Genomic DNA, 17677 nt, shown 5'->3' on the forward strand with positions numbered 1-17677 from the left:
GCGCTTCTGCGGGTCCGGTAGGCGGCCTGTCGGCAGGGACTCGGGCGTGGGCAGTACCGGCGACCCCGCCCAGCGCAACCTCTACAACCGGCTCCTCGGCTGCCTCCACCACTGCCTGGCCACCGGCACTCCCTACAACGAGCGCACAGCCTTCCCGGCGCCGCCCAAGCTCGAACTGGCCATCGCAGCTTGACCCGCTAACCCCATCGGATGTCTTCCTGGGCCCCTGCCTGGCGGTGGTTGTGGTGGAGGTGGGCGGCGGCGTTCAGTGGAGGAGGCGGTAGCCGATCCAGCCGTTCCGCTGGATGCCGGTCTTCATCCCGGGGGCGAGTTGTACGGGCTCGAGCAGAGCCGCGCCTACGGCCGGGAAATGCTGGTCGCAGAACTCGTCGTATGGACTGACGCCGAGTGCTGGCGGAGCGTCCATTCTGGTCATCCGGTGGGCGCGCGTGATGAAGTACTGGCGGTCGACGACGTCACGTGATTCCTCGTGGGTGAAGCCATGTCGCAACACGCCGTGATGGACGGCGCCGTTCTCCATGACGGCCCAGCCGTAGTTCCAGTTGAAGTCGCCGTTCCCCTCGATCCATTGTGCCGCTACCACGGCCACCTGGTCGGTCCGCTTGTACCTGTGGTACGTCGGTTGATCGCCGAGCTCGAACTCGACGTAATGGCGGAGTACGGGGGCGCCGTGGCGACGAGCGAAAGCGAAGAACTCCCTGCCCTGGCGGAGGCCGCGTTCTCTCTGCCGTGCTGCGGCCTGGGCGGCTTCGGCTTCCTTCGCCGTGTGCTCCCGCTGTCGGCGCACGTACTCCGCTGCAGCCCTCTCCAGGTCCGACATGATCTCCAACCCCCAAGCTTGCTCTGGTGAACGCCGGATACCTACCCCGGAGTTAGCCGCGGAAGTCGACCACTGCATCAACGAGGACGACGCTCCAGGGGTCCCGGCTGTGCACGGCCGGCCCCGTCGATCCGCAGTCTGGGCTGTTTGGGGTTTCGTGGGTGTGACCTGTGGTGGGTCGCCTTGGCTGTTTTGGGAGTTTTGGTGGTTTTGGTTGGACCGGTGTGGGTCGGTCCCGGTGTCGGCCCACCCTTTCTGCCCGTGTCGGGCAGCACCTGGTTTTGGTTGCTCTGTGTGTTCGTCGTGACCATGTCATGCGACTGCGCGGGGGGTGTCGGGGGGTACGGTTTTGACGGGGTGTTTGCGCGGGTTTTCGGAACGGGCTTCAGCCGTGTTTTTTTTGCCGGGTTTTGACCGTGTTTCTGCCGGGGTTTCCGGGGTTTTCGGCCTGTGTTTTCGGTGTCCCGGGGTGGTGCGCGTCACGGGCAATGGGGTGTGACGCGCACCGGGTGGTGATCTTGTCAGGCCGGGTGTCGGCGGCTTGTTCGGGGGCGGCTGGTCGGCGTCTTGCTCGGTGCCGCCGTCCTGCCCGCCGCCTTCGTGCCGCCGTCCGCCCCGCCGTCCTGGCCGCCTGTGGACGTCCGCCTCGGCGCCGTCCCAGCGGGGCCTGGGCGGCGTCTGGGCGAGGCCTCGGCCGCCGTCCTGGTCGCGGGCCTCGCCCGCCTCGGCGGCCCGCTGCGCGGACCTCGGCGTCTGGCCTGGCCGTGTGGGGCGGTTCGTTCCAGAAATCTGGAACGCAGGGTGAGGACTCCCGGTCGCCTGGCTGTCGGTCTGCCAGCCGGTCTGCCAGGACCGTCCATCCCGGTGGCCCGGGCCGCGCTGGTCGACGTCCTCGGTCCCGCCCGTCGGCCCTTCGCCGCCTGCTGCTCGCGGCTGCGTCGGCGTCGCCCGGGGGATGGCTTGCGCGAGTCATCATGCTGATGTCCGGGCCGCCGCTCGTCTTGGCGGCTTTGCGAGTTGCTTGGGTCGTTGTTCCTGGTCGTGGTCGTCGGCCAGGAGCCAGCCGTCCCGCGTCCTGCTCGGCGTCCGGCTCGCGGCTGTCCGGGTCCTGCCGCCGCTGTCCGGGGCGTCGTGCTGCGCGGCCTGCTGCGGGGTGTCGTAGGACGCTCTGGCATGATCACCGGCTATGAGCGACCTTGTGTTCGATGCCCTTCTGTGCGACCTGGACAACGTCATCCGCTTTTACGACCTGGACGAGGTGGCCCGCCAGGAGGAAGCCGTCGGGATCGCTCCCGGTACCACCATGGAGATCGCATTCGCCCCCGGGCGGGACCTGCCGCTCGTGCTGGGCCAGATCACCCGGGCTCAGTGGGCCGCGTCCATCAGTGAGGCCCTGACCGCTCAGATCCCCGCCCAGCGGGCAGCCGATCTCGCCACCGCCTTCGCCCATGCCCCCGCCCGGGTGGACCAGCACGTGGTCGAGCTGCTTCACCAGGCCCGCCGCAGCATCCCGGTCGTGCTGGTCACCAACGCCACCGTCTGGCTCGACGACGACCTGGCCCAGCTCGGCCTCACCGATCTTGCCGACCACGTGGTCAACAGCTCCCGGGTCCACAGCGCCAAGCCCGACGCCGAGATCTACAGGATCGCCGCCGAACGAGCGGGCGTCCCCGCTCACCGCTGCGCCTTCGTCGACGACAGCCAGACCAACGTCGACGCTGCCCGCCGGGCTGGCATGACCGCTGTGCTCTACCGCGACATCTCCGACCTTCGCCGGCTCCTCGCCCCCATTGTGAACGAGGGCGACTCGTCCTTCTTGCAGGAGACGCAAGCGGGTCCGCACGACTGACTGTCACTTCGCTGAGGGCCGGAAAAACTTCGTTGAGACGGGCCAGGGTGCCTCGCGTGAGTCATCAAGCGGTGCCTGGCGGCCTGGTCGTCGTCCTGCTCGGTGGGCGTGCTGTTCGGTGGCGCTGCCGTCTGTCGGCGTGGTGGGGATGGCTCGCGCGAGTCATCAGGGGGCGTCCGGTGCGTGGCCGCCGTCCTGGTCGCCGTTCTCGGCGCGGTCCCGGCCGTCGTCGTGCTGCGCCCCGCTGCGCCCGGCGAGCTTGTGGTCCGGGCTGTCTTGGCGCCGTCTTGGTGGACGTCGTCGGGGATGCCTCGCGCGTGGCATGGGCGGTTCCCCGCGGCCGCCTCGCCGCCCGTCTCGGCGCTCGTCACCGTCCCGTTCGCATCCGACCTGGGGCTCGGGCACTGCTGCCCGCTGGGGCCGCTGCCCGCCTTGCCGGACAGTGCCCCGAGCACCCGACCGCCCGGGGCTGAACACTGCTAGCCTCTGCTGCCGACATGGGCGAGCAGGCGGAAGACACCGAGGCACCGCGGCACCTCCACGACGGCGGGGACTACAGGCGGCTGGCCGAGCGGACCTCGGACCCTGACGTCCTGCGCCGACTGGCCAGGGCGGAGTACCCGTTCGTCTGGCACGCGATCGCCCGGAACGCTGCCGCGCCTGCGGATCTGCTGGTCCCGCTCGCTGCCCGCGGAACAGCACCTGGAACGACAACTGCCTCCTTCAGCTGGTCGCTGCCCACCCGGGGCGGCGGGCGGGGTGGGCACGGTGCGGTCCTGGGCGACCGAGGTCGAGTTCCTGCTGCCGGGCGGCCGGCGCAAGGTACGCCCGGACGGGGTGTGGCAGGCCCCGGAGATCGGGGTGCCGGTCCTGATGGTCGAGGTCGACCGCTCCACCATGGCCCCGGCCGACGTCGCCGCGAAGTTCCCCCGGTACCGCGAGCTGTTCCGCACCAGGGTCCGCGACAACGACCCGGCCCTCGCCGACCGGGAGCCGGCCGACCGGACGGTGCACTGGTGGCGCCGTACCTGGCCCGGCCACACCCGGGCCGGGTACCCGCCGGTCGCCCTGGTCGTCACCGACGCCGGACCCGTCGCGCTGGCCAACCGGCAGCAGGCAGTCGTGGACCTGTCCGCCGAGTGCTGGCGCGGCCGGTGGTGCAGGGAGGTCCGCGACTACAACGACGACGGTGGCGCGAGTACGACGACGCCGTGCCCATCGTCGCGACCACCCTGGAGCTGCTGGCCGAGCACGGGCCGCTCGGGCCGGTGTGGTGGCGCTTCGGCCGCTCGGGCCGGCACTCCCTCATCGAGGCGCTGGAGAACCCGAACAACCGAGCCGCCTACGACCTGCGCCAGGCCGCCCGCGAGGACGAGGAGCACAAGGCCCACCAGGAGCTGATGGACTCCCTGGTCTGCATCGACTGCGGCGACGTTCCCGAGCAGGAGAGCACCTGGGAGTACGGCCGTCAGGGACAGGTCGAGTGGACCCGCCGCCCCGGCGGCCGCTGCTGGCCCTGCCACCAGGACCGCGAGGAGCGCCTGGAACGGGAGGCCGAAGAACAGCTGGAGGCCGCCCGCACGGCCAACGCCGTGCTCTACCTGGACGGCCTGATCCTCCCCGGCGGCGCCGCCCGTTCCGGTGAACTCCCGCACGAGGCCGCCGCCCACCACCTGCTCGCCCAGACCGGCCTCTCCCGCCGCCTCACCCATGTCCTCGCCGTCGACTACACCCCCCCCGACCGCTACCTGGAGCGCATCAACCTCGTCTTCGACGGTGGCATCGCCGACGGCCGCCCCGCCGGCGCCCGCTTCGTCCCCGTCCGTGAGCTGGGTCGGGCCATGGCCCCCGCCCAGGCCGCCCGCGTCGCCGACGCCCTCGCCGGCCGTGCCCTCCCGTTCCTCCTCCACGGTCAGAGAGCCGCCTGAGGGCCGGGGCTCCCGGAGTCCCAATAGGTAGTTGTTCGACATATGCCGAGCGATAGCTTATGTTCGTGACGTGGCCCTGGCACACCGTCAGCCGACCGGCGACGGGCAGGGCGCCACCGCCGATTCCCGTGTTCCCGTTCCGTGAGAGGAGCGCAGTGCACCGTCACGCCCGCACGCCCAAGGCCCTCGGCGCCGGCATAGCCGCCGCCCTGAGCCTGGCCGCCCTGGCCGTCCCGACCGCCGCCGCCGACACCGCGCCCGCGCAGGCCGCCGGCGACCCCGTCCCCGGCGTGGTCACCGGGCAGGACACCGCCGCCCCGCAGCTGGTCACCGGCCTGAGCGATCCCGCCCCCGGCGACCCGGCCGCTGCCGCCCGCGCCCACCTGGCCGCCCACCGCGACCGTTACCGGGTCGACCCCGCCCAGCTCGCCGAAGCCGGCACCGAGAGCGGCCCCGACGGACGGCGCACCGTCAGATTCCAGCAGAACGAGGGCGGCGTCCCCGTGCTCGGCGCCCAGTACCTCGTCCACCTCGCCGGTGACGGCGCGGCCCAGCACGTCGAGGCGGTCGGCGGCAAGTTCTTCACCAGCCTCGCCGCCCCCACCGAGCCCACCGTCGCGGACGAGCTGCTGCGCACCGCCGCGCTCGGCGCGCTGCCGGACGCCGCCCGCGCCAAGGCCACCGCCGATGACGCCGGCCTGGTGATCCTGCCCGACGGCGCCGGGAAGCTGACCCGCCACTACACTGTGCGCGGGGCCGGCGCCGACGGCACCCCCCTGACCCGTGACGTCTACGTGGATGCCACCGCCGGCGTCGTCGTCCTCGCCCACGATGCCCGCACCCCCTCCGCGGCCGCCGCCCGCCCCGAGGCCGTCGCACCCTCCGCGGCCGCCCCCGACCCGGCCCCGGCCACCGTCACCCCCGCCACCGGCACCGCCCCCGACGTCCACGGCAAGAGCGTGAGCGTCAACATCGCCCGCCAGGCGGACGGCAGTTACCAGCTCACCGACCTCACCCGTCCCGCCGCGATCACCACCTACGACGCGGCCGGCCGCGACGTCGGCGACTTCGACCGCATCCCCGCCGACGCCCACCCCGCGAGCTCCCCGACCCCCGACTTCCCCGCCGCCACCGGCACCGACGGCGCCACCGACGCGCACGTCAACGCCGGTATCGTCTACGACTTCTACCGCGACCGCCTGGGCCGTCTGAGCCTGGACGGCAAGAACAGCCCGATCGTCTCCGTCACCGGAGTCACCGCCGGCGGGCGCGCCTTCCCCAACGCCTACTGGGACGGCAGCAAGATGATCTACGGCGGCGGCGACGACAAGTACTTCCCGTTCGCCGCCGCCCTCGACGTCTCCGCCCACGAGATGACCCACGGCGTCATCACCAACAGTGCCAACTTCGCCTACCTCGGCCAGTCCGGCGCCATGGACGAGGCGCTCGCCGACTACTTCGGCAACGCCATCGAGGTCACCACCCGCGGCATCGCGATGGACGACCCCAGGGCCGCGCTGCTGGGCGAGGGCCTGTGCCGCACCGGCACCCCGCGGGCCTGCGCCACCCGCCACCTGGACGACCACCACACCACCGTCGACGACTACGTCGGCGCCTCCCTGAGCACCGACAGCGGCGGCGTGCACCTCAACTCCACCATCTTCGGCGGAGCCCTGTGGGACATCCGGCGCACCCTGGACCCGCTGGTCGCCGACCGCGTGATCTACCGCGCGCTCACCGAGTACATGACCCCGCTCGACGACTTCGTCGCCGGCCGCAACGCCGTCCTGGCCGCTGGCCGCGCCAGTGGCCTGACCCACGCCCAGCTGCGCACCGTCGCCGCCGCGTTCGACGCCCACGGCATCAAGGCCGGCTGGCAGCGCAAGCTCGGCCTGGACAGCCACGTCCTGCTCAGTGGCATCACCAACAACATGGCCGCCCCGGTGGTCGCCGACGGTCACTGGGTGATGCTCGCCAACGCCGACGCCACCCGCAAGAGCACCGCCCTGTACACCGGCACCGTCACCGGCAGCGCCACCCCGGTGCGACTGAGCCCCGACGACGGCCGCTACCACAGCTGGGCGGCCACCGACGGCACGAACGCGGTGTGGAAGGCCGTCGGCAAAGACGCCCAGGGCGTCTTCGGCTACGAGCTGCTGAGCGCGCCGCTGACCGGCGCCGGCCCGGTGCGCAGCATCTACCACGACGCCCGGCAGGAGCCGCAGAACATCCGCACGGCCGGCGGCGACATCGTCTACACGCTCCGGGACTTCACCACCGACACCACCCGCATCCACGTCGTCCACGGTGACGGCTCCCCGGAGACGGTGATCCCGCTGCCCGCCGGTCACGGCGTGGGCGGCCTCGACCTGAACGGCGGCGTCCTCGCCTGGACCGAGAACTGGATGTCCGGCCAGGACTACGTCAACGCGCCGACCGCGTACTCGCTCGCCGAGGGCAAGGTCACCGCCCAGTACGTGCCCGCCGACCCGAAGAACCTGGCCGACGCCGTCCACCTGGCCGGCGGCCGCATGCTGTGGGTCCAGACCCCGCCCACCGGGCGCGCCACGATCCGCTCCGGCGCCCTGGACGGTTCAGGCATCACCGACCTCCTGCCAGCCGACTCCACCGCCCCCGAGCCGTACCAGCTCACCGTCTCCGAGCGCGCGGTCACCTACGTCTCGCGCATCGGGCGGGTCCACGACGACTGGACCAACGCCCAGACCGCCAAGCTGTGGCAGCTCCCGCTCACCGGCGGCGCCCCCGAGCGCGTCTCCTGCGACCGAGGCTCCCAGGACTCGCCCGTCGCCGATCGCGGCACCCGCGTCGTGTGGCTGGACGCCACCGCCGGACGCACCGACCTCGTCACCCGCGAGCGCCCCGCCGGCGCTCAGTGCGCCAGCGAGTCCGCGCCCCGTTAACCCGCGGGCACCCCGTCGGCGAAGATCGCGTCGGCGACCATGTGGCGGGTGCGCAGCGGGAGGATCTCCCGGTACGCGGGGGAGTCGTACCACGCGCGCACCCGCTCCCGGTCGGTGAACTCGACACCCGCGGCGCCCGCGTTTTGTGAGTGGTCTTGTGGGTGCATGGTGATCCTGCCCGGCACGGCATCACCGCATGTCGGGGGCTGTTTTGGGTGGGCCGGAAATGCCGACAACCCCTTCTTCTGTCCTTTGTCCTGGTGGTGGAGGTGGGTCGGTCGGTTCGGTTCGGGCCTCGCGCCTGCGGCGGGCCGGTGGTTCTTCGGTGCGTCCGGCGAAGCCGTCCGCGTCGACCGGCCGACCCACGGCGCTCCCCCCGGTTCCGCGCTGGTTCCACGTAGGCACCACCGCAGGTGCCACCGTAGGCGGCACCGACGGCACCACCGTACGTATCCCGCCGCTTCTGGCCGCGTTCGCGCGTTTCCGCAGCTCAGCGGCCGCTTTTGGACGGGGGGAAAATGCGACAACCCCTTCTGTCCGTTCCTTTCCCCGGCTTGCTGGTAGGTGGTGGGGCGGTGGTGGGTGACGGTCCGGTCGGCAGGGGTCTGACCCTGCGGGGCCGTGATGGTTGGTGAGCGCCCGGCGAACGCCGGACGCCCCCGGGCTCCGTCTGTCCGGACCGGCGGCGATCCTCCGCCAGGCCCTCCCCCGGTTGATGAGGATGGTCGAAATTCACCAAGGATGCTGGCCGCCTCAGATCGTCCACTGGGCAACGAAGTGAGGGGTCTTGGCAGGGGGCAGCGGCGTGTTGAGGGCCCGGCGACCGAAGTTCGCCGGGCCCTGGTGATCTGTGCGCTGGGGAACATTCCGGGTGCTCGGGTGCGCCTGATCTCCCTGCCTATGGCGTCGATGCTTGGCGCGTCGCCGAAACTCGGACGGCGGCCGGTCATGGCCCCGGGGCCGTCCGTCGCGGCGTCTTAGTGGAATTCGCCTGCGTGTTCCTCGCACCACTGGCGGAAGGTCCGCGGGGCGACGCCGGTGAGGTTGGTGATGTCGTCGCTGATGACTCCGGCGCGTCCGGCGCGGAAGAGCTCGTTGAGGTTCTGCACAGCTGCGGCCATCTCGGGCGGGATGCCCTGCTCGATGCTGTGCTGGGCGAACTGTTCGGGGGTGACCGGCACGAACTCGATCGGCCGCCCCAGGACGTCGGCGAGGATCTCCACCTGCTCGCGGGCGGTGAGCGCCTGCGGGCCGTTCAGGATGTAGGCGCGGCCGGCGTGGCCGTCCTGGGTGAGTGCGACGGCGGCGACGCGGGCGATGTCGAAGGTGTCGACGGGCACGGTCTTGCCGGGGTCGCTCGCGTCGTAGACGCGGCCCTCGTCGCGGATCGTGGGCAGCCACCACAGCGAGTTCGACATCAGGGCGTTGGCGCGCAGGTAGGTGACGTCGAGCCCGGAGTCGCGGAAGACCTGGTCGCGGGCGGCGATCCTGGCTCCGATCACGGGCAGCGGTTCCAGGACGGTACCGATGGAGGACAGCACCACGATCTTGCGCACTCCGGCGGTGCGGGCGGCCTTGATCATGTTCTCGGCCTGTGCGGGCAGCGGGGCGAGCTGCATGAAGAAGACGCCGTCGACGCCGCTGGCAGCCTCGGTCAGGCTCTCGGCGTCGTCCAGGTCGCCGATGGCGATGTCGATGCCGGCCGGGATCAGTTCGGCGCGCGAGGCGCTGCGGACCAGGGCCCGCACGTGGTGGCCCTGCTCGTGGAGCTGGGGGATCAGGGCGCTGCCGACGTTTCCGGTGGCTCCGATGACGAGGAAGGAGGACATGACGGATCCTTTCGGGACCGATGGGTGGTGGAGCGATGGATGAGCGGGTAGCGGCCCGGTTACCAGGGCAGGTCGCCGTCGCGGTCCCGGATCGAGTCTGGCCCGCGGGAGTCCGGGCAGCGTGGCCCAGGTTGGGCCACCCGAGGAGCCCGGCGGCACGTCGACAATCAGGGCCGTGACCATCGAGAATGCAGCTGTGAGCGAGGGACCGGATCTGGCGGCGATGTTGCGTTCCTGGCGTGCCAGGGTCCGCCCGGAAGACGTCGGTTCTCCCTTCGCCCGCGGCGCCCGCCGCACCCCGGGGTTGCGGCGCGAGGAGGTGGGGTGGCTGGCCGGTGTATCGCCCGACTACGTCAAACGCCTCGAACAGGGCCGCGCGCACCCCAGTGCCGACGTCCTGCGGGCGTTGTCGCGCGCCCTGCGCCTGACCGACGCCGAGTTCACGCTGGCGTGCCGGCTCGCCGGCCACGCCGCCGAGCTCGACGGGACCGTCCCCCAGCTGATCGGCCCCGACGTGCAGCGGCTGCTCAGCCGCCTGGCCGACGTGCCGATCGCGGTCTTCGACGCGGCCTGGACCCTGCTGGAGCACAACGACCTGTGGGCGGCCCTGCACGGCGAGACGCGACGCCGCGCCGGCCGCGAGACGAACCTGGTCTGGCGCATCTTCCACAACGACCCCGGCAGGATCCGGCACCCCGACCCGGAGGAGCACCGGGCCTCCCTGGTCGCCGACCTGCGCGACGTCGCCTCCCGTTACCCGGCCGACCGCCAACTGGCCGCCATGATCCGCGACCTGCGCCGGTCGAACACCGACTTCGCCCGACTGTGGGACGGTTCCGCCGTCGCCCACCACGCCAGCGGGCGTAAAACCATCGACCACCCCCAGGTCGGCGCGATCGAACTCGACTGCGACGTGCTCACCCTCCATGGCGCGGACCTGCGCATCATCGTCTTCACCGCCGCCCCCGACAGCGAAGCCGCCGACAAGCTCCGGCTCCTGACCGTCCTCGGCCTCCAGGACATGACCTCGCCGACCCCCGGCTCACCCGCCCACGCGAAGGATCGCGGCCTGGGGACCGCCTGAGCCTTGGACACCGCGTCACCACCCGAAGGGTGGTGAACCAAGCCCAGCAGGTTTGGGTCACCCACCAGCACCACCTGGGGAGGTTCAAACAGCGTCATCACGGTCCGGTTGGACTGTCGACGCCGACCGGATCCGACACCGCCCCCCTGGCCCGATCGATGCCCCACAGGCGGCCCCTGACGGCGATCACCGCGCCCCTGACGCGCCGTCCGGCCGGCCCCCACACGGCCCGGGAACGGCCCTTCCGGGCCTCCCGATGCAGCTCCTGATGTAGCTCCCGATGTGACTCCTGATGTAGCTCCTGATGCCAGCACCCCCGCCCCGGGCGCGGGGTGGCATCTGCGCAGCTCACAGGGCCCACCAAGGTGGCCGGAAATTCTGACAACCCTTTCTGCGCGCCCCTGTCCTCCTGGTGGTGGGGGTGTTGGTGGTGCGCTGTCGGGTCGGGGTGGCCTGCGGCGCTGGCTGCCGGGCCCTGCCCGGCGGCCTGGCGGCCTTCGCGGTCCCCGGCTGGGCCGCCGGGGACGGCCCGGTGTTCGGCGGGGTGGTGCGTCGTGGAACCCGGGCATCGCCGGCCCGGCCCGGCCCGGTCTACCGGACGCCACCGCTCGGTGGGACGCCCCGTGCTGGGCGCCCTCCGTCTTCCTGACGCTCTGTTTTGTCATGGCTGCGGTCCGCTACAGTGGCCGAGCACCTGCGGCTCCCCCCTTTCCGTAGTGGCACGCGGGCGCGCATCCCGGGACCTCGGGATGCGCGCCCGCCGGTTCACCACCACCGGTTCACCAGCTGGTGGGCGGCTGTTCCTCCAGTACTTCGAGGACCTCGACCGAGGGGGCCATCACGATGTACGCGCCGTTGACGTCGATGCTTGTCCACCAGATGCCCCGGTCCACCCGGCGTCCGGCGAGGCCCCACTGGACCATCACCTCCTCCTCCCCCCGCCGGAAGACCCGCCGGCGCCGTGGGTGCACCGTCTGGACGTCGACTTCCTCCAGGAAACGCACCCGCGCCCGCGTCCACCAGTTCCGTTCTGCGATCGCCATGCTCGGTACAACGACCGGCACTGACGAGCGGTACGACAAGCACCCGTGACCACAGGGCCGTCAGCTCACGTGCGGGCCTGCACTCCTGCTTCGTCCGGGGCCGGGCCGTCGCGCGCGTGCCTTCGGCCAAGTCCGCTCGTTGAGTCAGACGCGCGTTTCCACCAGGACGCGCGGCGGATCGCCTCGTTCCTTCTGCCCGAATCGCACACCCCCCGCGACCCCGGGCCCTATCCGCTGCGCCAACATGGGCAAGGCCCTGCCTCACTCGGCCCTGCCGTCGCCGACGCGCCGTGCGCCTTGTTCGGCCGGGGGTTCGGCTCGTCGTTCGGCACGGGATCCGGCTGGGGGTTCGGTCCGCGGTGCGGTTCGGCCACCGGCCTCCGTCTCCGCTTGCCGCCTGTTTGCGCTGCTCATCGGGGGTAACGGGCCGAACTCACCACCCGGACTTACCTTCCCGGGGCCCCTGCCTGGTGGTGGTGGTTGTGGTGGTGGGGGGCGTTGGTCGGTGTGGTCGGGCGCTGCGCTGTGCTCTTGTTCTCGCGTCCGGCTGGTGCCGGCCGCTCGTGTGGGTGGGGCGGGCGGCGGCGGTCAGGGGGTTCTGGGGGTGGTGGCCACAGGAGGCGGACTTTGCCGTAGCGGGCGCGGGCGGCGCTCTCGGTGCCAGTATGGCGCCGATGCAACTGCCTTTCCCGCTTCCTGTGAGCACGACCTCCTTGGTGACCGATTGGATCAGTGAGCCTTTTCCAACCTCTCGCGTTGGTTCGGACGTAGAGGAACAAGCCAGGAAGCGATGGCTGGTCCGCTGAGCGGAACAGAGGGCGACTGCGCGCTTTCGCCGGAACACTGTCCACGAGCGAGACGAAATCGGGTTTCCGTTCGACAAGTCAAACGGTGGTGCTCCTGGCGCAGGGGGAGAAGGCTTGCATAATCGGCGAAAAATGGGCTGCACAACAACCAGCCGAACCGCAAACCTTGTTACGTGGCCAGCTGGCCCCGAAGGGAACTCGCATGGTCGATCCCACCCGCAGGCAGTGAGCCTTTTCCAACCGCCGGAACACACTGTCCACGAGCGAGACGAAATCGGGTTTCCGACAAATCATAGGAGTTGCGACGATGAAGATCCAGAACAGGATCACCGTCCTGGCGGCGACGTTTCTGAGCTGCGCGGGCATGGTCACGTTGGCGACGGGAGCGAGTGCCGCCGTGCCGACGCCGGACTCTACGGCGGGAGTGTCCGCCCGTGTCACAGCCGCCGCTGCCGCGAGTAGCTATCACACGATCAAGAACATGGCCTACAGCCAATGCGTGGACGCGCCCGGCGGGGTGCTCAACGTCAGACTTCAGCTGGCCAACTGCAACGGCTCCAGCACGCAGAACTGGGCGTTCGTGTCGGCCGGTTCGGCGGACACCTACTACCTGGTGAATCAGGCGAGCGGGTACTGCGCCGAGGTCAACAACGGCACCAGCGTTCCGGGCGAGGCCGTCGACGAGTACCTCTGTGACGGGCTGGCGTCGGAACAGTGGGTCGAGACCGCCGTGATCGTCGACCAGAAGATCGGCGCGAAGTTCAGGCACGTGGGCACCAATCTGTGCCTCGACACGGTCGGCGGTGCCGGCAGCCAGCTCATCCAGTGGAGTTGCGGCGACGCACGCCCGGCGGCGGCCCAGGTTTGGATCGTGAGTTAGGCCGCTTCCGAGCAGCCTGCCGCTCACCGTTCGGCGGGCTTGCTCAAACGAACGCCGTTCCTGCCGGGGCGATCCCACGGCAGGAACGGCGTTCACAACAGCAGGGCCTCCTGGCGGTTCGGAATGGTCGGATCGGTGTGCGGCGTCGGGCGCCCGGCAGGATCTCCCTGGCGGCCCTTAACGGATTCCGCCGGCCACCGCCTGCCGCGCGGCCCGTGCCAGGCCGTCCGTCCAGGCTTCGCCGTGGCCCGGAAGCACGGTGGCGATGTCGTGTTCGGCGATCTTCTCCAGTGAGGCCAGCGCGGTCGTGCTGTCCTGGGTGAAGGCCCGGCAGATGACGCACGGTCCGACCCGGCCGGCCACCGCGTCGTGGGTGACCAGGGCGTCGCCGGTGAAGGCGACGGAGGCGTCCGGGAAGAGGTAGCTGGTGCTGCCGTGCGTGTGGCCGGGCGTGTGGATCGCGAGCGGCGCGCCGGGCAGGTCGAGTTGCCGGTCGTGGGTGAAGGTGCGCAGGCTGCGGACCGGCGGGATGCGCAGGGCGCCGCCCCGGGCCAGGTGCAGCGGCGCGCGCAGGCTGTTCGGGCGGCGGACCGCGTAGCCGAGCAGCGAACGCTCCGGGGTCCAGACCTTGTTCAGCCGTCGGGGCTCGGTCAGGATCGGCGCGTCGGACTCGTGCACCCAGATCTCGGCGCCGGAGGCGGCACGGACCTGCTCGGCGACGCCGACGTGGTCGGGGTGGCCGTGGGTGACCAGCACCGCCGCGATGTCGGTGACCGGGCGGCCGAGGTCGCGCAGCGCGGTTCGGAGGCCGTCCCAGTGCGCGGGCAGTCCGGCGTCGACCAGCAGGAGGGCGGGCCCGGTGTCGACCAGGTAGAAGTTGACCAGGTGGTCGCCCAGGCGGTGCACGGTGGTCATCGGGCTCACCGGCCCAGCTGGATCGTGGTGCCGGGCAGGGACGCGATCGGTTCGGCGCCGAGCAGCCGCGCCGCCGTCCAGGCGCCGGGCGGCGGGCCGTCGAGGAGGCGGGTGGCGGTCGCGACGGCGACCGCCGTGGTGAACGCGAACCCCTCGCCGGTGCTGAGCTGCGCGGTGTGCACCCGCCCGTCCGCGTCGGTGAGTTCCGCGTAGGCGTGGGAGCGGCCGTCGTCCGTTCCCGCGCCGCGCGGCACCGCGTACGCGGTGACCTCCGGTGCACCGCTCGCCTCCCGCGTCGCCTCCAGGTCGCCGACCGGTACGGGGATCACGGTCCGGGCGGCGCCGCCGAAGGTGAGGGTGGTGGCGCCCTCGCCGAGCGGCGCGCGCACCAGTTCACCGGCCCGGTAGCGGGTGGCCCCCTCGGCCATGGCCTCGGCGACGGTTCCGCGCACACCGTCGGTGTCGTGGGCGCTGTGGGGGGCGGTGGCGACCTTCACCGCGGTCGCGTCGACGCCCGTCCCCAGCAGGGCCAGCACCAGTGCCTCGGTGGCGGCCGGGCCGAACCCGGCTCCGGTGACCAGGGTGGCGTCGCGTTCGCGGGCCTCGGCGTCCCGGTCGAGCAGGGCGCGCACGGCTGCCCGTTCGTTGGCGAGGTCGAGGTAGGCGGTGCCGGTGTCCAGGCAGGCCGCCACCACCGGCGGGGCCAGCCGGGCGAACGGACCGACCGTGTTGACCAGCACCCTGCCCGCACCGGCTGCTGCGATCAGCGAGGCGGGGTCCGCCAGGTCCACCGCCAGAACCGACACCGCCCCGGCCTCGAACCGGGCCGCGGTCCGCGCCAGCCGCGCGGCGTTCCGGCCCGCGAGCACGACCCGCCGACCCCGCCGGACCAGTTCCTCGGTGATCAGGCCACCGGTGGTGCCGGAGGCGCCGAGGACCACGAAGTCACTACGCATGACCATGCCCCTTCCCGCCGACGGGGCCTTCCCGCCGACCGAGACATCATGACACAACATCGATGTTGTGTCATTGATGTCGCGACATCAATGTCGTGCCATTGATATACTGGCTTCCCCCTACTCGGGCGGCGGACCGAGCCGCCAGGCGGACCAGACGGACCCCGGAGCCGCCGAGAGCAAAGGAGCGCGCATGACCGCCGACCGCAGCCACTCCTCCAGGGCCGCCCACGACGAGCTGCGCTACCTCCTGCTGGCGGCCCAGCGCGAGGGCAGCCGCCGGTTCGGCGAAGCCCTGCGCCCGCTGGGCCTGACGCCGCCCCAGGCCGAGGTGCTCGACGTGCTGGCGGAGCACCAGCCCGTCACCCTCGCCGCCCTCGGCCGTCTGCTCGTGTGCGAGCAGGGCAGCCCGAGCCGGCTGGTCGACTCGCTGGTCCAACGGGGCCTGGTCAGCCGTCTCCCCCACGAGCAGGACAAGCGCGCCGTCCTGCTCGAACTCACCGCCGAAGGCCGGTCCCTGGCCGACCGGCTCGGCGAAGCGACCGGCCGGATCGCCGCCGCGATGGCCGAACCGCTCTCGGCCGCGGACATCGCCACCCTCAGCGGCCTGCTGCACACGCTGCTCGAAGGCACCGACGTCGCCCGGACCGTCCGCAACCGCTTCCCCCGGTAGCCGTTCCGGCGACCGGAGCCGGGACCCGGTTCAGCCGTCCCGATAGGGCGGGTGCTCTTTTCCCGCGAACGGCCACCGCGGCCGACCCCCCGCCGTACGGCTACCGGTTCGCGCGAGATGTCGTGCACCCGCGCCATGCCGTCTCCGCTTGCGGACCGGGTGGTTGATGCCGTCGTGCTGTACCGGGCCTCGGGGGGCCGGTGCACGTTCGCGGCGGTCACGAAGGAGATCGGGGTCAATCACGAGACCCTGCGGAACTGCGTGCGGGCCGCCGACGTCGGGCCGGCGTCGCTCCGTCGCTCCGTCGCTCCGTCGCTGCACCGCCTGCCTCGGCCCGGGGAACGGGCGGGGCAGGCGGCGCAGGATGTGCGGGCGGCGCGGAGGACGCACCGGCGGTCAGAAGTGGTGGCTGGTCTCGCGGTTGCCCTGGCCGGACTGCCGACCTCGCAGGACACCACACCGGCGGGCAGCACCCGGCCAAAGGCGCACGCCATCGCTGGGGTCCGGCCGCAGCAGCTCGCGGCCGAAGCCGGGGCGGCGCTGGACCGGGGCGGGGAGCTGGCCGAAGAGGGCACCTCGGGCACGGACACGGTCACGAAGACGGCGAAGAAGGCCACCGCCAAGAAGGCGGCCCCTGCGAAGACGGCCACAGGAAAGAAGGCGGCCCCCGCGAAGAAGACCGCGGCGAAGAAGACCGCCGGCGGCGCGCGGCCGCGCACCGGCGCGAAGAAGACGGCCGCAGCCACGGGCACCAGGCCGGTGCAGACCGGCGCCGAGCCGGCCCCGGACAAGAGCGAAACGGCTGCGCCCGCGCCCAGGCGGCGAACGACCGGTGCCACCTCCGACAGCGTCCTGAGCGTGCTGGCCGACACCCCCGGACCGCTGCGCGCCCGGGAGGTGACCGCCCGACTGGGAGTCGACGAGTCGGCGGACACCGTGAACGCGGTGCGCACCATGCTGGAACGCCTGACCAAGGCCGGCCGGGCGCAGCGCCCGGGCCGCGGCCTGTACGCAAGACTGGACGGCTGACCCGCTGGCCCCGCCGGCGGCGGGTTCGCGACCCTGCCCTCGCCTCACCGCCGGTTGGTCGAGCGACATCGCCGGGTGCGGCACCCGGACTACCGTGTCATTGCCGTCCCTGTCTGAGATGCCGGAAGGCCGCCACCGGCGGTGGCGGCCTCCTGCGCCCTCTCGGGGCCGGGCAGCGTACCGCCGCCCCCGGACACCGCCGGGGCCGACCGGGGGTCACGTGGCCGACCGCTCCTCGGCCACGTCACTCTTCACGGCTGTTGACCGCGGGCGACGCTCCGTTCGAGCGCTGGCTCGCGGCGGTGACGGAAGGGGCGCTGCTTCTTGTCGGACGCCGCCGCGCTCGCGCGGAGAAGGCACCTGATCTCCTCACCTCCTACTGGCTAGTAGACATGCCGTCATCGGATGAACGCGGAAGGTAATCTGGGCGGCCGGTCGAAGACAGGACCGGCCTTCGCCACGACGATCTGAGGAGCTGTCGCAGTTGATTGGGCACGATCCCCGCGCGGGCGCGCGATCCGAGGCCCCCTTACCGGAGAGCGCGTACGCCGCCGCCCTGGGACCGGCGGCCGAGAACACCGCCGTGACCCGCCTGCAGACCGCGCTCAGGCACAGCGGCCAGTACCCGCGCGCCTCCCTGGAACGCGAGTTCCGGCTGCGCCGGGCAGCGCTGGCCGACCGGCTGGCACTGGAGAGCGGTGAGGAGTGCGACGCCGCGGAGGCCGCGCGCACGGCGTACGAGCTGGTCGCCTTCGACCTGGCCGACGGGCGGTTCGTCCTGGGCCCGGCCGGGCCGGGCTCCTCCAGGTGGGAGGAATCGGCGCGGCCGTATGTCCGTCAGGAGTACGAGCGGTGGGCGGAGCTGACCGACGGCGGCCGGGACGCCCGCCTGAAGGACACGGGCGGCAGCTGACCCCGAGCGT

General features: G+C 72.0%; 16 protein-coding genes and 1 pseudogene. 10 read left to right on the forward strand and 7 right to left on the reverse strand.

Annotated elements, in window-relative coordinates:
- The first annotated feature begins 46 nt into the window (after window positions 1-46).
- Window positions 47-193 (forward strand): hypothetical protein, encoded by a 147-nt coding sequence (locus BOQ63_RS06955; protein ID WP_197697942.1) that lies wholly within the window; start codon window positions 47-49, stop codon window positions 191-193.
- Window positions 194-265: 72 nt separating this feature from the next.
- Here the strand turns inward: BOQ63_RS06955 and BOQ63_RS06960 are convergent, their stop codons facing one another.
- Window positions 266-841 carry a hypothetical protein gene (locus tag BOQ63_RS06960; protein WP_030558169.1) on the reverse strand — a complete coding sequence of 192 codons (576 nt, stop codon included), beginning with the start codon at window positions 839-841 and terminating at the stop codon, window positions 266-268.
- Window positions 842-2027: 1186 nt separating this feature from the next.
- Between BOQ63_RS06960 and BOQ63_RS06965 the strand changes: the two genes are divergently transcribed.
- A complete protein-coding gene (locus BOQ63_RS06965) occupies window positions 2028-2690 on the forward strand; it encodes an HAD-IA family hydrolase (RefSeq protein ID WP_030558171.1) in 663 nt (220 codons plus the stop codon).
- A 165-nt stretch (window positions 2691-2855) separates the two neighbouring features.
- Here the strand turns inward: BOQ63_RS06965 and BOQ63_RS06970 are convergent, their stop codons facing one another.
- The gene (locus BOQ63_RS06970; RefSeq protein ID WP_157881877.1) at window positions 2856-3014 is read right to left on the reverse strand and encodes a hypothetical protein; all 159 of its coding nucleotides are present in this window, start codon (window positions 3012-3014) and stop codon (window positions 2856-2858) included.
- Window positions 3015-3458: 444 nt separating this feature from the next.
- On the opposite strand from BOQ63_RS06970, the pseudogene BOQ63_RS06975 reads away from it, so the two are divergent.
- The 3 genes and pseudogenes from BOQ63_RS06975 to BOQ63_RS06985 all read left to right on the forward strand — a co-directional run.
- Window positions 3459-3644 (forward strand): annotated as a pseudogene (locus tag BOQ63_RS06975) (replication-relaxation family protein); the annotation flags it as partial.
- Window positions 3645-3901: 257 nt separating this feature from the next.
- Window positions 3902-4618 carry an NUDIX hydrolase gene (locus tag BOQ63_RS06980; protein ID WP_223886200.1) on the forward strand — a complete coding sequence of 239 codons (717 nt, stop codon included), beginning with the start codon at window positions 3902-3904 and terminating at the stop codon, window positions 4616-4618.
- A 155-nt stretch (window positions 4619-4773) separates the two neighbouring features.
- Window positions 4774-7539: a M4 family metallopeptidase gene (locus BOQ63_RS06985; RefSeq protein ID WP_030558219.1), complete on the forward strand. Its 2766-nt coding sequence runs from the start codon at window positions 4774-4776 to the stop codon at window positions 7537-7539.
- Here the strand turns inward: BOQ63_RS06985 and BOQ63_RS06990 are convergent.
- On the reverse strand, window positions 7536-7706 hold the full coding sequence (locus BOQ63_RS06990; RefSeq protein ID WP_078938848.1) for a DUF1330 domain-containing protein: 171 nt from the start codon (window positions 7704-7706) through the stop codon (window positions 7536-7538). The two genes, BOQ63_RS06985 and BOQ63_RS06990, sit on opposite strands and share 4 nt — an antisense overlap.
- An 810-nt stretch (window positions 7707-8516) precedes the next feature.
- Entirely contained in the window at window positions 8517-9368 is an 852-nt protein-coding gene (locus BOQ63_RS06995; protein WP_072653720.1) for an NAD(P)H-binding protein, read from the reverse strand.
- A gap of 223 nt (window positions 9369-9591) precedes the next feature.
- On the opposite strand from BOQ63_RS06995, the gene BOQ63_RS07000 reads away from it, so the two are divergent.
- On the forward strand, window positions 9592-10452 hold the full coding sequence (locus BOQ63_RS07000) for a helix-turn-helix domain-containing protein (RefSeq protein ID WP_198429405.1): 861 nt from the start codon (window positions 9592-9594) through the stop codon (window positions 10450-10452).
- A gap of 779 nt (window positions 10453-11231) precedes the next feature.
- On the opposite strand, the gene BOQ63_RS07005 is transcribed toward BOQ63_RS07000, so the two are convergent.
- The gene (locus BOQ63_RS07005) at window positions 11232-11495 is read right to left on the reverse strand and encodes a hypothetical protein (RefSeq protein WP_046386466.1); all 264 of its coding nucleotides are present in this window, start codon (window positions 11493-11495) and stop codon (window positions 11232-11234) included.
- Window positions 11496-12608: 1113 nt separating this feature from the next.
- Between BOQ63_RS07005 and BOQ63_RS07010 the strand changes: the two genes are divergently transcribed.
- Complete coding sequence (locus BOQ63_RS07010; RefSeq protein WP_030558224.1) at window positions 12609-13181, forward strand: RICIN domain-containing protein; 573 nt, start codon at window positions 12609-12611, stop codon at window positions 13179-13181.
- A gap of 177 nt (window positions 13182-13358) precedes the next feature.
- Here the strand turns inward: BOQ63_RS07010 and BOQ63_RS07015 are convergent, their stop codons facing one another.
- Together BOQ63_RS07015 and BOQ63_RS07020 are read right to left on the reverse strand one after the other, a co-directional pair.
- Window positions 13359-14096 carry an MBL fold metallo-hydrolase gene (locus BOQ63_RS07015; RefSeq protein WP_030558226.1) on the reverse strand — a complete coding sequence of 246 codons (738 nt, stop codon included), beginning with the start codon at window positions 14094-14096 and terminating at the stop codon, window positions 13359-13361.
- 5 nt (window positions 14097-14101) lie between these two features.
- On the reverse strand, window positions 14102-15052 hold the full coding sequence (locus BOQ63_RS07020) for a saccharopine dehydrogenase NADP-binding domain-containing protein (protein ID WP_167395670.1): 951 nt from the start codon (window positions 15050-15052) through the stop codon (window positions 14102-14104).
- 193 nt (window positions 15053-15245) lie between these two features.
- Between BOQ63_RS07020 and BOQ63_RS07025 the strand changes: the two genes are divergently transcribed.
- The 3 genes from BOQ63_RS07025 to BOQ63_RS07035 all read left to right on the forward strand — a co-directional run bounded on the left by BOQ63_RS07025 (window position 15246) and on the right by BOQ63_RS07035 (window position 17667).
- A complete protein-coding gene (locus tag BOQ63_RS07025) occupies window positions 15246-15725 on the forward strand; it encodes a MarR family winged helix-turn-helix transcriptional regulator (protein ID WP_046387077.1) in 480 nt (159 codons plus the stop codon).
- A gap of 405 nt (window positions 15726-16130) precedes the next feature.
- On the forward strand, window positions 16131-16754 hold the full coding sequence (locus tag BOQ63_RS07030; RefSeq protein WP_167395671.1) for a type IV toxin-antitoxin system AbiEi family antitoxin domain-containing protein: 624 nt from the start codon (window positions 16131-16133) through the stop codon (window positions 16752-16754).
- Window positions 16755-17337: 583 nt separating this feature from the next.
- A complete protein-coding gene (locus BOQ63_RS07035; protein WP_141763811.1) occupies window positions 17338-17667 on the forward strand; it encodes a hypothetical protein in 330 nt (109 codons plus the stop codon).
- Window positions 17668-17677: the final 10 nt, after the last annotated feature.

The sequence above is a fragment of the Streptomyces viridifaciens genome (assembly GCF_001888885.2).
In the GTDB taxonomy this organism is placed as follows: domain Bacteria; phylum Actinomycetota; class Actinomycetes; order Streptomycetales; family Streptomycetaceae; genus Kitasatospora; species Kitasatospora aureofaciens.

Bases quoted from the DNA above. Each gene is read 5' to 3' on its own strand.
- BOQ63_RS06970 (WP_157881877.1), bottom strand. From the start codon at position 3,014: ATGCCACGCGCGAGGCATCCCCGACGACGTCCACCAAGACGGCGCCAA.
- BOQ63_RS07015 (WP_030558226.1), bottom strand. From the start codon at position 14,096: ATGACCACCGTGCACCGCCTGGGCGACCACCTGGTCAACTTCTACCTG.
- BOQ63_RS07020 (WP_167395670.1), bottom strand. From the start codon at position 15,052: ATGCGTAGTGACTTCGTGGTCCTCGGCGCCTCCGGCACCACCGGTGGC.
- BOQ63_RS07005 (WP_046386466.1), bottom strand. From the start codon at position 11,495: ATGGCGATCGCAGAACGGAACTGGTGGACGCGGGCGCGGGTGCGTTTC.
- BOQ63_RS06990 (WP_078938848.1), bottom strand. From the start codon at position 7,706: ATGCACCCACAAGACCACTCACAAAACGCGGGCGCCGCGGGTGTCGAG.
- BOQ63_RS07000 (WP_198429405.1), top strand. From the start codon at position 9,592: ATGTTGCGTTCCTGGCGTGCCAGGGTCCGCCCGGAAGACGTCGGTTCT.
- BOQ63_RS07025 (WP_046387077.1), top strand. From the start codon at position 15,246: ATGACCGCCGACCGCAGCCACTCCTCCAGGGCCGCCCACGACGAGCTG.
- BOQ63_RS07010 (WP_030558224.1), top strand. From the start codon at position 12,609: ATGAAGATCCAGAACAGGATCACCGTCCTGGCGGCGACGTTTCTGAGC.
- BOQ63_RS06995 (WP_072653720.1), bottom strand. From the start codon at position 9,368: ATGTCCTCCTTCCTCGTCATCGGAGCCACCGGAAACGTCGGCAGCGCC.
- BOQ63_RS06965 (WP_030558171.1), top strand. From the start codon at position 2,028: ATGAGCGACCTTGTGTTCGATGCCCTTCTGTGCGACCTGGACAACGTC.
- BOQ63_RS06960 (WP_030558169.1), bottom strand. From the start codon at position 841: ATGTCGGACCTGGAGAGGGCTGCAGCGGAGTACGTGCGCCGACAGCGG.